This window comes from Ruegeria sp. (assembly GCF_965221235.1).
Taxonomy (GTDB): Bacteria; Pseudomonadota; Alphaproteobacteria; order Rhodobacterales; family Rhodobacteraceae; genus Ruegeria.
In genome coordinates, this window is sequence record NZ_CBDCRS010000004.1 from 1,891,350 (window position 1) to 1,904,206 (window position 12,857).

General features: G+C 59.7%; 14 protein-coding genes. 10 read left to right on the top strand and 4 right to left on the bottom strand.

Annotated elements, in window-relative coordinates:
- The first annotated feature begins 73 nt into the window (after window positions 1-73).
- Genes fliF through fliP form a run of 4 tightly spaced genes read left to right on the top strand, consistent with a single transcriptional unit; the run spans window position 74 to window position 3,270 of the window.
- Complete coding sequence (gene fliF / locus ACOQOY_RS12495; protein WP_420585741.1) at window positions 74-1,663, top strand: flagellar basal-body MS-ring/collar protein FliF; 1,590 nt, start codon at window positions 74-76, stop codon at window positions 1,661-1,663.
- Window positions 1,663-2,259 carry an ABC transporter ATP-binding protein gene (locus ACOQOY_RS12500; RefSeq protein WP_420585742.1) on the top strand — a complete coding sequence of 199 codons (597 nt, stop codon included), beginning with the start codon at window positions 1,663-1,665 and terminating at the stop codon, window positions 2,257-2,259. Before fliF ends, ACOQOY_RS12500 begins: the two co-directional genes overlap by 1 nt.
- Window positions 2,252-2,539, top strand: coding sequence for a FliM/FliN family flagellar motor switch protein (locus tag ACOQOY_RS12505; RefSeq protein WP_420585743.1), 288 nt, complete (start codon window positions 2,252-2,254; stop codon window positions 2,537-2,539). Before ACOQOY_RS12500 ends, ACOQOY_RS12505 begins: the two co-directional genes overlap by 8 nt.
- The gene (gene fliP, locus ACOQOY_RS12510) at window positions 2,539-3,270 is read left to right on the top strand and encodes a flagellar type III secretion system pore protein FliP (RefSeq protein WP_420585744.1); all 732 of its coding nucleotides are present in this window, start codon (window positions 2,539-2,541) and stop codon (window positions 3,268-3,270) included. The genes ACOQOY_RS12505 and fliP overlap by 1 nt, the downstream gene beginning before the upstream one ends.
- Window positions 3,271-3,274: 4 nt before the next feature.
- Here fliP and ACOQOY_RS12515 read toward each other — a convergent pair whose 3' ends face one another.
- Window positions 3,275-4,726: a sensor histidine kinase gene (locus ACOQOY_RS12515; protein ID WP_420585745.1), complete on the bottom strand. Its 1,452-nt coding sequence runs from the start codon at window positions 4,724-4,726 to the stop codon at window positions 3,275-3,277.
- Window positions 4,723-5,460 (bottom strand): response regulator transcription factor, encoded by a 738-nt coding sequence (locus tag ACOQOY_RS12520; protein ID WP_420585746.1) that lies wholly within the window; start codon window positions 5,458-5,460, stop codon window positions 4,723-4,725. The genes ACOQOY_RS12515 and ACOQOY_RS12520 overlap by 4 nt, the downstream gene beginning before the upstream one ends.
- 219 nt (window positions 5,461-5,679) lie before the next feature.
- On the opposite strand from ACOQOY_RS12520, the gene ACOQOY_RS12525 reads away from it, so the two are divergent.
- Genes ACOQOY_RS12525 through ACOQOY_RS12540 form a run of 4 tightly spaced genes read left to right on the top strand, consistent with a single transcriptional unit; the run spans window position 5,680 to window position 9,854 of the window.
- Window positions 5,680-6,924 (top strand): ABC transporter substrate-binding protein, encoded by a 1,245-nt coding sequence (locus tag ACOQOY_RS12525; RefSeq protein WP_420585747.1) that lies wholly within the window; start codon window positions 5,680-5,682, stop codon window positions 6,922-6,924.
- A gap of 58 nt (window positions 6,925-6,982) precedes the next feature.
- Window positions 6,983-7,855, top strand: a complete 873-nt coding sequence (locus ACOQOY_RS12530; RefSeq protein ID WP_170387762.1) for a carbohydrate ABC transporter permease — start codon at window positions 6,983-6,985, stop codon at window positions 7,853-7,855.
- On the top strand, window positions 7,848-8,753 hold the full coding sequence (locus tag ACOQOY_RS12535) for a carbohydrate ABC transporter permease (protein WP_420585748.1): 906 nt from the start codon (window positions 7,848-7,850) through the stop codon (window positions 8,751-8,753). Before ACOQOY_RS12530 ends, ACOQOY_RS12535 begins: the two co-directional genes overlap by 8 nt.
- Window positions 8,754-8,756: 3 nt before the next feature.
- Window positions 8,757-9,854 (top strand): ABC transporter ATP-binding protein, encoded by a 1,098-nt coding sequence (locus tag ACOQOY_RS12540; RefSeq protein WP_420585749.1) that lies wholly within the window; start codon window positions 8,757-8,759, stop codon window positions 9,852-9,854.
- 66 nt (window positions 9,855-9,920) lie between these two features.
- Here the strand turns inward: ACOQOY_RS12540 and ACOQOY_RS12545 are convergent, their stop codons facing one another.
- Window positions 9,921-10,529, bottom strand: coding sequence for an ABC transporter substrate-binding protein (locus ACOQOY_RS12545; protein ID WP_420585750.1), 609 nt, complete (start codon window positions 10,527-10,529; stop codon window positions 9,921-9,923).
- Complete coding sequence (locus ACOQOY_RS12550) at window positions 10,519-11,289, bottom strand: VacJ family lipoprotein (RefSeq protein WP_420587242.1); 771 nt, start codon at window positions 11,287-11,289, stop codon at window positions 10,519-10,521. The genes ACOQOY_RS12545 and ACOQOY_RS12550 overlap by 11 nt, the downstream gene beginning before the upstream one ends.
- Before the next feature lie 335 nt (window positions 11,290-11,624).
- Here ACOQOY_RS12550 and ACOQOY_RS12555 point away from each other — a divergent pair, with 335 nt between their 5' ends.
- A complete protein-coding gene (locus tag ACOQOY_RS12555; RefSeq protein ID WP_420585751.1) occupies window positions 11,625-12,080 on the top strand; it encodes a RidA family protein in 456 nt (151 codons plus the stop codon).
- Window positions 12,077-12,844, top strand: a complete 768-nt coding sequence (locus ACOQOY_RS12560; protein WP_420585752.1) for a glycerophosphodiester phosphodiesterase family protein — start codon at window positions 12,077-12,079, stop codon at window positions 12,842-12,844. Before ACOQOY_RS12555 ends, ACOQOY_RS12560 begins: the two co-directional genes overlap by 4 nt.
- The last annotated feature ends 13 nt before the right edge of the window (window positions 12,845-12,857 follow it).

Sequence of the window (12,857 nt, forward strand, 5' to 3'; positions counted from 1 at the left end):
CTAACCGATTGTTAAGGGCAATCGTCCAAACAAAGGATGCGCCGGGCAGAATGTCGGCGAGTCGGAGGTGAGCGTGCAGCAGATCGGAACTGTCTGGGCAAGTTTGGACAGGCGTAAACAAATCATCGTTGCCGGTGCGGTTGTGCTGGTGTTTCTTGGGGTCCTTGCGATGTCGCGGCTGGTCACAGCGCCGTCGATGACCTTGCTGTATGCCGGGCTGGAAAGCGGTGCGGCGGGGGATATCGTTCGGTCGCTGGATCAGCGCGGGGTTCCTTATGAGATCAGGGGCGGCTCGATCTATGTGCCCGGGTCGCAGCGGGATGAACTGCGCCTGACCTTGGCTAGCGAAGGCCTGCCCGCAAACGGAAATCAGGGCTACGAGTTGCTGGATTCGCTCAGCGGCTTCGGCACCACCTCGCAGATGTTCGATGCAGCCTATTGGCGCGCGAAAGAGGGGGAATTGGCCCGCACCATCGTCGGCAGCCCCCATGTCAGCCAGGCGCGGGTGCATATCGCCAACGGTTCGACCAATCCGTTTCAGCGTAGCGTGGCGCCGACAGCGTCGGTGTATTTGGTGCCGTCGGGGGGACAGATCACATCCGATCAGGCCAAGGCGATCCGGTTTCTGGTGGCTTCGGCGGTCAGTGGCCTCGCGCCCGAGAATGTAACTGTGGTCGATTCAAACGGGACGGTGATCGGCGCGCAAGAAACCGCCGTTGCCGCCGATACGGCCGATGACAAGGCGCGTCAGCTTCGCGAACGGGTCATGCGGCTGGTTGAGGCGCGTGTTGGGGCCGGGAATGCGGTGGTCGAGGTCAGTGTAGATACGGTGACCAAGACCGAGTCCATTCGTGAACGTCGTTTTGACCCCGATGGCCGGGTCGCCATCAGCACCGATGTCGAAGAACGTTCGGACAGCGCCCGCAATCAATCTGCGGACGTTACCGTGGCGTCTAATCTGCCTGATGGTGACGGGGCGGGCGGGGACGAGTCGAACTCTAACGCGACGCAGACGCGGGAACGGGTGAATTACGAGGTCTCTGAGACCGAGCTTGAGGTGCATAACGCACCCGGCGCGATCAAGCGGTTGACCGTTGCGGTTCTGGTCAATGGCACGCGAAGCGTCGATGCCGCCGGTGTGGAAAGCTTTGAGCCGATGCCCGATGCCGAGATGGATGCACTGAAAGAGCTGGTCGCCTCGGCCGTGGGTTTTGACGAAGCGCGCGGAGACGTTATCACCCTAAAATCACTAGACCTTCCGGTGGTCGAACCGCAGGGGACGTCGGCTGCATCCTCAATCTGGCAAAAAGCGCATTTCGATGTGATGTCGCTGATCCAGATGGCGGTTCTGGCAATTGTCTCTCTGGTACTTGGACTGTTTGTGATTCGTCCGATTCTGACCAAGCCCGCACTGGCACCCGCGTTGTTGCCAGCGGGCGCACCGTCCGCGCTTGAGGCCGTCTTGACTGGCGAGATTGCGACCGAAGATAACGGACAGTTCACCTCGCTTCCGGGGCAAGCCTCAGCTGGTGATGTACCGGCATTGGCGTCACAGCCAGGCGCTGACCCCGTCGATCGGTTGCGGGCGATGATCGGCGACAAGCAGGAAGAGACGGTCGAGATCCTGCGCAGCTGGCTCGAAGAAGGGGAGGAGCGGGTCTGATGTCGATTGCGCATCTTCTGGAAGATTTCACTTTGCAGGCCGGAGGCGGAAAGCTCCACTTGTTGGACGAGGACGCGCTGGAAGAACAGCGGCTCGCGGCCTTTGAGCAGGGCTATAGCGCTGGTTGGGAGGACGCGGTTCAGGCGCAGGACCAGAGCCGGGGGCAGGTCTCGGCTGAGCTGGCCAAGTCGCTTGAGGATATGTCCTTCACCTATCACGAGGCGACTTCTCGGATGACCCTGTCGCTGGAGCCGATGTTCCAAAGTCTGGTGAATATCATCCTGCCAGAAACACTGGACCGGGGCTTTGCTGCGCGGCTGGTCGAGCAATTGACCAGCATGGCGCGTGATCAGATAGACCAGCCGATGCAGATTTTTGTTCCCGCGGGCCGCGCGGCAGAGGTCGAGGAGATGTTGCCGCAAGACCTATCTGCTCCGACCAAAGTTATCGAAGACCCGTCACTGGAGACCGGGCAAGCCCGATTGCGTGTCGGGGTTTCTCAGCAAGAGGTGGATTGCAGCGGGCTGCTTGCTGCGGTCTCCCAAGCGTTCGACTCATATCTATTTGAGGCAAAAGAGGCAGTGAGCCATGACTGAAACACAAACTCCAAAACTCGAGAAAGCCAACCCGTTTGAGGCCGTCCCGATTGAGGTCACAGTCTCGGTCGGACGGGCGCGCCCCCTGATCCGCGATTTGCTGAATATGGGTGAAAACGCAGTGCTGACGCTGGACAAACGGATTGAAGACCCGGTGGACCTGTATGTCGGTGACCAATTGGTTGCCCGTGGTCTTTTGGAAGAGATGGAGGGCGATCAGGCCGGTCAACTCGCCGTGCGCCTGACCGAGATTGCGGATTTGCAGAACGGAATCGGTTGATGCGGGTTTGGCTCGGGTTGGTAGTCGCTCTGGCGACGCTGTTGCCTTCGATGGCTGCAGCGCAAGAGTTGTCGCTGTCCTTGGGCGAGGGCGGGTCGATCTCGGCGCGGACCATCCAGCTGATCCTTTTGATCACAATCCTCAGCCTTGCGCCGGGGCTGGCGGTCATGATCACCTGTTTTCCGTTTCTGATTACGGTTCTGGCCATTCTGCGGCAGGGCATCGGATTGCAGCAATCGCCGCCCAATATGCTGATCGTCAGCCTGGCTCTGTTCCTGACCTATTTCATTATGGAGCCGGTATTCTCGGAAGCCTGGACCACTGGTATCCGTCCAATGGTCGAAGAGAGGATGGAGGTTGAACCCGCCTTGCAGATCGCCATTCAACCTTTCCGCGCGTTTATGGCGGCACGTCTGGACCCGGATACGTTTCACGCCATGGCGGCCTTGCGCCCCGGTGGAAATGCTATGGAGCTGTCGCCCCAGGCACCGCTCTCGATCCTGATGCCGTCTTTCATGCTGTCCGAGATTGCGCGCGCCTTTCAGATCGGGTTCCTGATCTTCCTGCCGTTTCTGATCATTGATCTGGTGGTGGCGGCGGTGCTGATGTCGATGGGGATGATGATGGTGCCGCCTGCGACCGTGGCCCTGCCGTTCAAGCTGGCCTTTTTTGTCATCGCAGATGGCTGGTCTTTGATCGCCGGGGCTCTGGTACGCAGCTATATGACCTGACCTGTCATTGCCGGGTGATCTGAAGCCGTGCGCGCAGACCCTGATCCCCGGCCTCGAAACTCAGCGACCCGCCATGCTGTTCGGCTATGGTGGCAACGATGGTCAGACCCAGACCGAACCCGTCGGACGAGCCGATGTTCGAGCCGCGCCGGAACGGGGCCATCAGTGCCTCGATATCTGCGACGGACAGATCGGCGCCTTTGTCCTCAACGGTGATGGTGGCCATGCGTGCATCTGTCTCTAGTCGCACTTCGGCATGACGGCCATATTTCAACGCATTGTCGATCAGGTTGGTTAGCGCACGTTTAAGTGAAATAGGTCGCCCCATCACCAGCATCCGACGGGTCTCGGGCAGCGATCCATGCCCGCGCCGCGACATGAAGACCGACGGCGCGCCCTCAACCGCAACCGGGGCGATCTTGCACAGTGTCACGGGCAGATCCATGTCCTGATAGTCAGCCACCAGTGATTCGACCAATGCGGTCAGCGAAATCTGCTGCGGTTCTTCGACGCTGAGTTCTGAGCGCGTGTACGTCAACACGCTTTCGATCATGCCAGTCATCTGATCCACATCCGCCTCAAGCTTTTCGCGCAGTTCGTCATCGGCGATCAAAGCGGCGCGCAGGCGGACCCGTGTGGCAGGTGTACCGAGGTCGTGACTGACGCCGGACAGAACCGTCGCGCGCTTTTCCAGCTGCATCCGTTCGTCATCCAAATGGGCGTTCACAGCCGATACGATCTCGCGCAGTTCCGCCGGGCCGTCGGCGTCATAGCTGTTTGGCCCGCCCCGGCGTTTGCGATCGCGCAGGGCGGTGGCAAAGCGGGTGAAGCTGTCCGAGACGTTGCCGATCGAGGTCAGAATGACCGCCAGTGCCACAATCGCAGCCAGAATGGCGGGTAGACGCAGGTCGGCGGGGGCGGCCTTGCAGCCCCAAATTTCGGTGCCGTCGACCCTTTGCCAATCATTGCGCCCAAATTGCGCAATCAGGATCGGTTCACTGCAATAGGTGGCCAGCAGGCGGGTCAGGTTGGCCAGTTTCTCGGGGCCGGTCTGATCAATGCGCGACGCGATGTCCGAGACGGGATAGACAAGCCGGTCGGACATCACCGCCAAAGTCAGCTCGCGCCCGGCCAATGGTGCTGCGTTGTCGGTCAGGATGGACAGATTGGTGACAAAGCTGCGGTCCGACAGGCCGGGCAATTGTTCGAACCGTCCGGCATCGGCCAACTGTGCAATCTCGGGCGGTAGAGGGGTGATGGTGAGCCCCGGTGGAGGCGTCTGGCCCACGCGAAGATCCTCGTAGATCGTGAAGCCTGCGACATAGGCGCGGGTCAGGAATTTGTCCCACGCGCGGGCCGAGGCGAACCACAGCCCCGCCGCCAACAGGCCCGACGCAAAAGCCGCCCCGGTCCAGATCCAGCCCAGGCTGCGCAGGCGCAGGGCGCGCGCTGTCATGCGTCCTCTTCCAATGAAACCTCGGCGGCGAAGACATACCCGACCCCGCGTTCGGTGCGCAGCATCTGCGGGTCTTTCGGGTTGACCTCGATCTTGGACCGCAGCCGTCCGACCAGCATGTCGATGGCGCGGCCCTGTGTTTCTGGTTGGTCGGCGCTACCGGTGACATCCAGCGCAGCGGCGATCTCATCGCGGGTCAGGGGGATATGCGGGTTGGCCAGCAGAACTTTCAGCAGCGCGGTTTCCCGTTGCGACAGCGACACCAGATAGCCCTCGGGCGAATGCACCTCATCGCGCTTGCCGTCATAGCTCCAGTCGTTGAAGCGAAAGCTCTTGGTTCGGCGGCGATAGGCCAGCGACGGTGTGCGCCTTGCGCGCTGCATCACAGCGCGGACGCGGGCCAGCAGCAGTTGGGGGTTGAAGGGTTTGGCGATATAGTCATCGGCCCCGACCTCATACCCCGCCATGCGTTGATGATCCGCGGACAGGGCCGAGACCAGAATGATCGGCACATCCTGTTCAGTGCGCAGGCGGGCGCAAATCTCGACCCCGTTCTCATCCCCCAGCATCACGTCCAGCAGGATCAGGTCGATCCGGCCTGCAGTCAGATGCGACCGGATTTCGCTTTCCGAACTGGCGGGCAGGGCGATGAACCCGTTCTGTTGCAGGAACTGGGTCATCATCGACCGCATCTCGGGGTCGTCATCCACCACCAATAGTCGCGGAATGCTCACGCGGTTTCTCCTCCCAATTTCTGCGCCTCCGGCATCATGCATTGTAACGAACGGAAACAGATTCAATGTCAACGTAACACGCTGTAACAAAAGCGGTGAAAATTTGGGCATTGGCAGGGCTTTAGCGCGGATTCAGCGTTGCCAGACAGTGGCACGACCGCAGAATGTCGGGCATCGCTGCGTTTGCAGCCGCAGATGTTTCTAGGGAGGAGACACGATATGAAGCGTTTCGCATTTGCCACCGTTTCGACTCTGGCCGTTATGGCTGGATCGTCGGTTCTGGCCGGGCCTGAGGCCGAGGTTCTGCACTGGTGGACTTCAGGAGGTGAGGCCAAATCGGTGGCCGTTCTGCAAGAAGAGTTCGCCTCGAACGGCGGTACATGGACCGACATGCCGGTTGCTGGTGGTGGCGGTGACGCGGCGATGACTGCGCTGCGCGCCCGGGTTCTGGCCGGTAACGCACCGACCGCGGTTCAGCTGAAAGGCCCTGCCATTCAGGAATGGTATGAAGAGGGCGTTCTGGCCGACATCTCTGGCGTTGCCGAGGCCGAAGGCTGGGCAGACGTGCTGCCCGCGTCCATCGCCGGTCACATGCAGTGCGAAGGCACCTGGTGTGCCGCACCTGTGAACGTGCACCGCGTGGACTGGATCTGGGCCAACGCAGACGTTCTGGCGGCCAATGGCATCGAAATGCCGACCACTTGGGATGAGTTCAACGCCGCCGCCGACAAGCTGCAGGCCGCTGGTGTGATCCCGCTGGCCCATGGCGGTCAGGCGTGGCAGGACGCAACCGTTTTTGAGACCGTGGTTCTGGGCATTGGCGGGCCTGAGTTCTTCCAGAAAGCGTTGGTCGATCTGGACCCCGACGCGCTGACCTCGGACACGATGGTTCAGGTCTTCGACCAGATGCGCACCCTGCGTGGTTACGTGGACGAGAACTTCTCGGGCCGTGACTGGAACCTTGCCACTGCGATGGTCATGAATGGCGAAGCCGCGTTCCAGATCATGGGTGACTGGGCAAAGGGTGAGTTCCTGGCGGCGGGTAAGAAGCCGGGTGAGGACTTCCTCTGCGCCTCGACTCCCGGTGACGGCTACCTGTACAATGTCGACAGCTTTGCCATGTTCGACGTGGATGGCGATGACAAGAAAGCCGGTCAGGACCTGCTGGCCAAGCTGATCGTCGCGCCGAATTTCCAGAAAGTGTTCAACCTGAACAAAGGCTCGATCCCTGCACGCACCGACGTGGCATTGGATGACTTCGACATCTGCGCCAACCTGTCGGCCGAAGACATGGGTTCGACCTCGGACGCAGGCTCGCTGCTGCCGTCCTACGCCCACGGCATGGCGCTGCGCGGGTCGCAGTCCGGTGCGATCACGGATGTTGTGACCGCGCATTTCAACTCGGATATGTCGTCGGCTGACGCGGTTCAGCAATTGGCGACCGCAGTGGCAAACAGCTACTGATCCAAATCGCTCTGCCCCCTATACTGACGGGGCAGAGCACCTTTCCCCGGAGGCTAAAATGTCCGAATGGCTGGAAAACCACCTGCCCAAGGTGGTGCTGGCACCGTCGTTCATTGCCGTATTGATCTTTGTCTACGGCTTTATCGGATGGACGGCTTGGGTGTCACTAACCCGATCGAAACTACTGCCGAAATACGAGATCAAGGGCTTCATCCAATATGAACGCCTGTTCGACTCCCCGCGTTGGGATACGGCAATCAACAACCTGTATATCTTTGGCGCGCTGTTCATCGTGATTGCGATGGTGCTGGGCCTGTTGCTGGCGATCCTGCTAGATCAGAAAATCCGCGTCGAAGGGGCGATCCGCACGATTTACCTCTACCCGATGGCACTGTCGATGATCGTGACCGGTACGGCTTGGAAGTGGATTCTGAACCCGGGTCTGGGCATTGAATCCATGGTGCAGGGCTGGGGTTTTACCAATTTCGAGTTCGACTGGCTGGTGAACCCTGATTACGCGATCTACACCATCGTGATGGCCGCGATCTGGCAAAGCTCGGGCTTCGTCATGGCGCTGTTTCTGGCCGGGCTGCGGTCGGTTGATGGCGAGATCATCAAGGCGGCACAGGTTGATGGCATTCCCACATGGCGCATTTACACGGCGATCATCATCCCGTCGATGGCCCCGATCTTCCTGTCCGCCTTCATCGTGCTGGCCCACCTTGCGATCAAGAGCTTTGACCTTGTCATCGCCCTGACAGGCGGTGGCCCCGGGTACGCAACCGATCTGCCCGCGACCTACATGTACGCCATGGCGTTTTCGCGCGGCGATATCGGTCAGGCGGCCTCGTCCGCGATGATCATGATGCTGGTCGTCTTTGCTATCGTGGTTCCCTATCTTTACTCAGAGCTGAGGGCGAAAAATGACTGATCTGTCGATGCCCCAATCCCAATCTCAAACCCGCACCCAAAGTGCCGCTGGCAAAATCGCTTTGCGTTGGTTGCTGTACATCCTACTCGGCCTGTTTGCGCTGTATTACCTGATGCCGCTGTTCGTGATGTTGACCACATCGCTGAAAAGCCTTGAGGAAATCCGCACCGGCAGCCTGATTTCCCTGCCACGCGAAGTCAGTTTTGAGGCATGGAAAACCGCATGGTCCGGTGCCTGTACCGGTATCCAATGCGAAGGCCTGCGGCCATACTTCTGGAACTCGGTCCTGATCGCGGTGCCTGCGGTTGCCATCTCGACCCTTCTGGGTGCGCTGAATGGTTATGTCGTGGCGCAATGGCGGTTCAAAGGCGCTAATATCATCTTCTCGCTGATGCTGTTTGGCTGTTTCATCCCGTTTCAGGTGGTGCTGCTGCCGATGGCGCGTCTGCTCGGCATGATGGGGATCGCCGGAACCATTCCGGGCCTGATCTTTGTCCACGTGATCTACGGGCTAGGCTTCACCACGCTGTTCTTCCGCAACTACTATGTCACCATCCCGGCCGAGCTGACCAAGGCGGCGCGTGTCGATGGGGCCGGGTTCCTGCGGATTTTCTGGTCGATCTTCCTGCCGCTGTCGCTGCCGATCATCGTTGTGACTGTGATCTGGCAGTTCACGCAGATCTGGAATGACTTCCTGTTCGGCGTGTCGTTCAGCCAGGCCGGAACGCAGCCTGTGACCGTAGCGCTCAACAACATCGTAAACTCCACCACCGGCGTCAAAGAATACAACGTCGACATGGCCGCCGCGATCATCGCGGGGCTGCCGACACTGCTCGTCTATGTCGTTGCCGGTAAGTATTTCATCCGCGGCCTGACCGCTGGCTCTGTGAAGGGATAACTCATGGCCCCGATCCTTGACATCAACAAACTCTACAAGAATTACGGCGCGACCGAGATTCTGAAGGACATCAACATCTCAATCGAACCGGGTGACTTTCTGGTGCTGGTCGGGCCTTCGGGCTGTGGTAAATCCACTCTGCTGAACTGCATTGCCGGTCTGGAAGAGATCACCGGCGGCACCTTGTCCATTGGTGGCAACGACATGACCCACGTCAGCCCCAAAGACCGCGACATCGCGATGGTGTTCCAGTCTTACGCTCTGTATCCGACCATGACCGTGGCCAAGAATATCACCTTCGGCATGAAGGTGCGCGGGGTCGATCAGGCGACGCAGGACGCTAAACTAAAAGAGGTCGCCCAGTTGCTGCAAATCGAGCCGCTGCTGAACCGCCGCCCCAGCCAGCTGTCGGGTGGTCAGCGTCAGCGTGTGGCGATGGGCCGGGCGCTGGTGCGCGATCCCAAGCTGTTCCTGTTTGACGAGCCGCTGTCCAACCTCGACGCCAAGCTGCGGGTTGAGATGCGGACCGAGATCAAGAAACTGCACCAGACTTTGGATGCCTCAATCGTCTATGTGACCCATGACCAGATCGAAGCGATGACGCTGGCTACCAAGATCGTGGTTCTGAAAGGTGGTGTCGTGCAGCAGATCGGCACCCCGGCTGAGATCTACAACAACCCGGCCAACCTGTTTGTGGCGGACTTCATGGGCTCACCTGCGATGAACCTGATCCCTGCGCAGGCGACCAACAATGGGTCGGGAACGCAAATCGCCATCTCGCGCGAGGCAGGTGAGACGCTGGTATTGAATGATGCCCGCGACCTGTCCCTGCCGCAGGACGTAATCCTTGGTCTGCGCCCCGAGGATATCGCCGAGGCCGGATTCCGCGCCGGGGCCGGTGTGCAAGAGGCCGCCTGCATGGTCGACATGGTCGAACCAGCCGGGGCCGACACTTACGTAGTGTCTGAACTGGGCGGCAAGCAGGTCACCGCGCGTCTGCATGCGGAAACCAGCGCGCAGGCGGGCAAGATGCTGAACCTGGCCTTTGACATGAGCAAAGTGTCTTACTTCGCCAAAGAAACCGGTGAACGGCTAAACTAAAGCCGACATAAGAAAAAAGCGCCGCGCGACAGCCATCGCGCGGCGCTTTTCAATTCTTGAGCCGGATCAGCTGACTTTGTTCCGCTTCATATCCTTGATCAGGCGGTTCAGGTCACCGCCGCGGGCATCCAGCATGGCACCGACTTCGGTGCGTTCGGTCAGCAGCATGTTCACCCCTTCGATGAACATGTTGAAGAATTTTTCGCGGCCCGATTTGTCAGACACAAGGAACGTCACCTCGAACGGGGACGACCCCTTAAGCTTGACGGACGTGCGGACCTCGTACCCGGCTTTAATCTTGCGGGCGTTGCGTACAGTGACTTCACCGCCAATGAATTCGCGGAAGCGGCGACCATATTTGTTGGCGATATAGCCCTGAAATGCATCGGTGAACTGCCTCAGTTGCGATGGGCTGGCCGAACGACCATCAGCCCCCAGCACATAACGCGCCATGATCGGCACATCGGCATATTGCACAAAGATCTTCTCGAAATCGCGCAGCATAGCGTTTTCGGATTTGCCCGAGGCAATCACCCGATTGATGTCGTCCACAACACTGACCACCAGAGCCTTGGCACTGGCTTCGGTCTGGGCAAAAGCGGGCAGGGCAGTCATCATCGCTCCGGCCAGGCCAGTTGCGATAAAACTGCGTCGATTCATAAGGTTACTCGGCATAGGGGTCCTCGTAAGGGTCTAGGTAGGGGTCCCTGACTGGGTCGGTTCCAATATCGGCATAGGGGTCATCATACAGACCCAGATAGGCGTCCTCATCATCGCGTGCCAGTTCAAAGCGGCGATTTTGCAGGTAAATGGTCTGTGCCTGCGCGTAACTGTCGGCGCTTTCATACAGGATCGAGTCCACCGTATCCGAGAACCGGCCCCGGTCGCCCATCCGACGCACAACCTCGGCATAAACACCGATATTGTCGACCGGGCGGGTGGGGCTGAAATTGATCGGGTTCGAGAACAGGTTGACCACAACGCCAATCGCGTCCCTCTGGGTCGATGGGCCATAGAAAGGCAGCTCGACATAGGCCCCTTCACCCACGCCCCAGACGTGCAGGGTTTCACCGAAATCGGTATCCACGGGCGGCAGGTTCAGCTCGGCGGCAGGATCGGAAAGGCCCAGGCCGCCTACCGTGGTGTTGACCACAAAGCGCAGCAAGGCATTGCCCGATTGTTTCAGGTTGCCCTGAAGCAGATAGTCCAGCGCCTGTCCGGGCATGGTCAGGTTTTCGGCAAAATGGTTGAAGCTTGTCACCATCGGATCGGGGACGATTTTAACATAGCCTTTCGAGGCCGGACGGAACAGAAACCGGTCTACGCCCAGATTGAACTTGTGGATGCCGCGGTTGTTCTTTTCGTAGGGATCAAACACTTCGCCGGGCGGCGCGCCTTCTGGCGGACGTGTAGCACACGCGCTCAGGACTGCCATCAGGGACAAAACAATCAGGTGCTTCAAGCGGGGTCTGCTCAACACGGTCTTTGCCACTCCAAACCGTTCGGTTCTTGCGTCCGAACTTTCAACCAATACTGCCTGTGGCCACTTAGAGCGGCCCAATCCGATGTCACATAGACGTTTCATGCTCAAGATGAAACTGCTTGCGTTTAACCTAGCTGACGGCCTGAGGTAAAGCGGCGCAGGTTCAACTCTTCGGAATAAGAAAAGTTACGCCCACCTTTTGGGCGCGTCCATCCCTGTTTTCGCACTTTCCGAACCCGGCCTTCCCGGTTAGCTTCGCCGCGACTCAAAGATTGGGAGGAAACCTCATGAGCATCGCAGCGAAACTGGAAAGCCTGGGCGTCACTCTGCCGGACGCGCCTGCGCCAGCGGCCAACTACGTGCCTTTCGTGCGCGTGGGTAACATTGTCTACGTCTCGGGCCAGATTTCCAAGGCAGACGACCTGATCACCGGCAAGCTGGGGGACGACATGGAGGTTGAGGCCGGTGCCGCCGCCGCCAAGGTCTGCGCCATCAACCTGCTGGCACAGGTCAAAGCGGCCTGTGGCGGTGACATCGAAAAGCTGGTGCGGGTGATCAAATTGACCGGTTTCGTGAATTCGACCGCCGATTTCACCGCGCAGCCGCAGGTAATCAACGGCGCATCGGATTTCCTCGTCGAAGCGCTGGGCGATGCCGGTCGTCATTCCCGCTCTGCCGTCAGCGCTGCATCGCTGCCGCTGGGCGTGGCCGTTGAAATCGAAGGTATTTTCGAGGTCCAATGACACCGCCCCTGCCATCCGCGTTCCTGCGTGCGCCGATTTCGCACCGGGCATTGCATGACAAAACCGACAACCGCCCGGAAAACAGCCGGGCGGCCATCCGTGCCGCTATCGAGGCCGGATATGGGATCGAAATTGATCTGCAAAGGACCGCAGACAATCGGGCCATGGTGTTTCACGACTATGACATGACCCGTCTGACGGGCCAGTCCGGACCTATTCAGCAGATTTCGGCCACACAGGCGCAGGCGACTCAGCTGCTGTATGCCGAGGACGGCATTCCGACGCTGGATGAGGTGTTGCAGATGGTGTCCGGCAAAGTGCCGCTGCTGATCGAGTTCAAGGACCAGGACGGCGCAATGGGCGCCAATGTCGGCCCGCTTGAGGCCGACGCGGTGCGCGCCTTGCAAGGCTATGACGGGCCGGTGGCGCTGATGTCATTCAATCCGCATTCTGTGGCCGAACTGGCGCGCCTTGCCCCGCACCTGCCGCGCGGCCTTGTGACGTGCTCGTACCAGCCCAAGGTCGAGCATTTGCCACAGGCGGTCTGCGATCATCTGCGCGACATTCCCGACTTCGACCGGGTCGGTGCCAGTTTTATCAGCCATGAGGTTGAGGACCTGTCGCGCCCCCGCGTGGCCGAGCTGAAGGCGCGCGGCGTGCCGATCCTGTGCTGGACGGTCAAGTCGCCCGAACAAGAGGCAGAGGCCCGCAAGGTTGCCGATAATGTTACCTTCGAAGGGTATTTGGCCCCGCATCCGGGTTGAACCTATCCCCCAC

Bases quoted from the DNA above. Each gene is read 5' to 3' on its own strand.
- ACOQOY_RS12500 (WP_420585742.1), top strand. From the start codon at position 1,663: ATGTCGATTGCGCATCTTCTGGAAGATTTCACTTTGCAGGCCGGAGGC.
- ACOQOY_RS12505 (WP_420585743.1), top strand. From the start codon at position 2,252: ATGACTGAAACACAAACTCCAAAACTCGAGAAAGCCAACCCGTTTGAG.
- fliP (WP_420585744.1), top strand. From the start codon at position 2,539: ATGCGGGTTTGGCTCGGGTTGGTAGTCGCTCTGGCGACGCTGTTGCCT.
- ACOQOY_RS12515 (WP_420585745.1), bottom strand. From the start codon at position 4,726: ATGACAGCGCGCGCCCTGCGCCTGCGCAGCCTGGGCTGGATCTGGACC.
- ACOQOY_RS12525 (WP_420585747.1), top strand. From the start codon at position 5,680: ATGAAGCGTTTCGCATTTGCCACCGTTTCGACTCTGGCCGTTATGGCT.
- ACOQOY_RS12530 (WP_170387762.1), top strand. From the start codon at position 6,983: ATGTCCGAATGGCTGGAAAACCACCTGCCCAAGGTGGTGCTGGCACCG.
- ACOQOY_RS12535 (WP_420585748.1), top strand. From the start codon at position 7,848: ATGACTGATCTGTCGATGCCCCAATCCCAATCTCAAACCCGCACCCAA.
- ACOQOY_RS12540 (WP_420585749.1), top strand. From the start codon at position 8,757: ATGGCCCCGATCCTTGACATCAACAAACTCTACAAGAATTACGGCGCG.
- ACOQOY_RS12545 (WP_420585750.1), bottom strand. From the start codon at position 10,529: ATGCCGAGTAACCTTATGAATCGACGCAGTTTTATCGCAACTGGCCTG.
- ACOQOY_RS12550 (WP_420587242.1), bottom strand. From the start codon at position 11,289: ATGGCAGTCCTGAGCGCGTGTGCTACACGTCCGCCAGAAGGCGCGCCG.
- ACOQOY_RS12555 (WP_420585751.1), top strand. From the start codon at position 11,625: ATGAGCATCGCAGCGAAACTGGAAAGCCTGGGCGTCACTCTGCCGGAC.
- ACOQOY_RS12560 (WP_420585752.1), top strand. From the start codon at position 12,077: ATGACACCGCCCCTGCCATCCGCGTTCCTGCGTGCGCCGATTTCGCAC.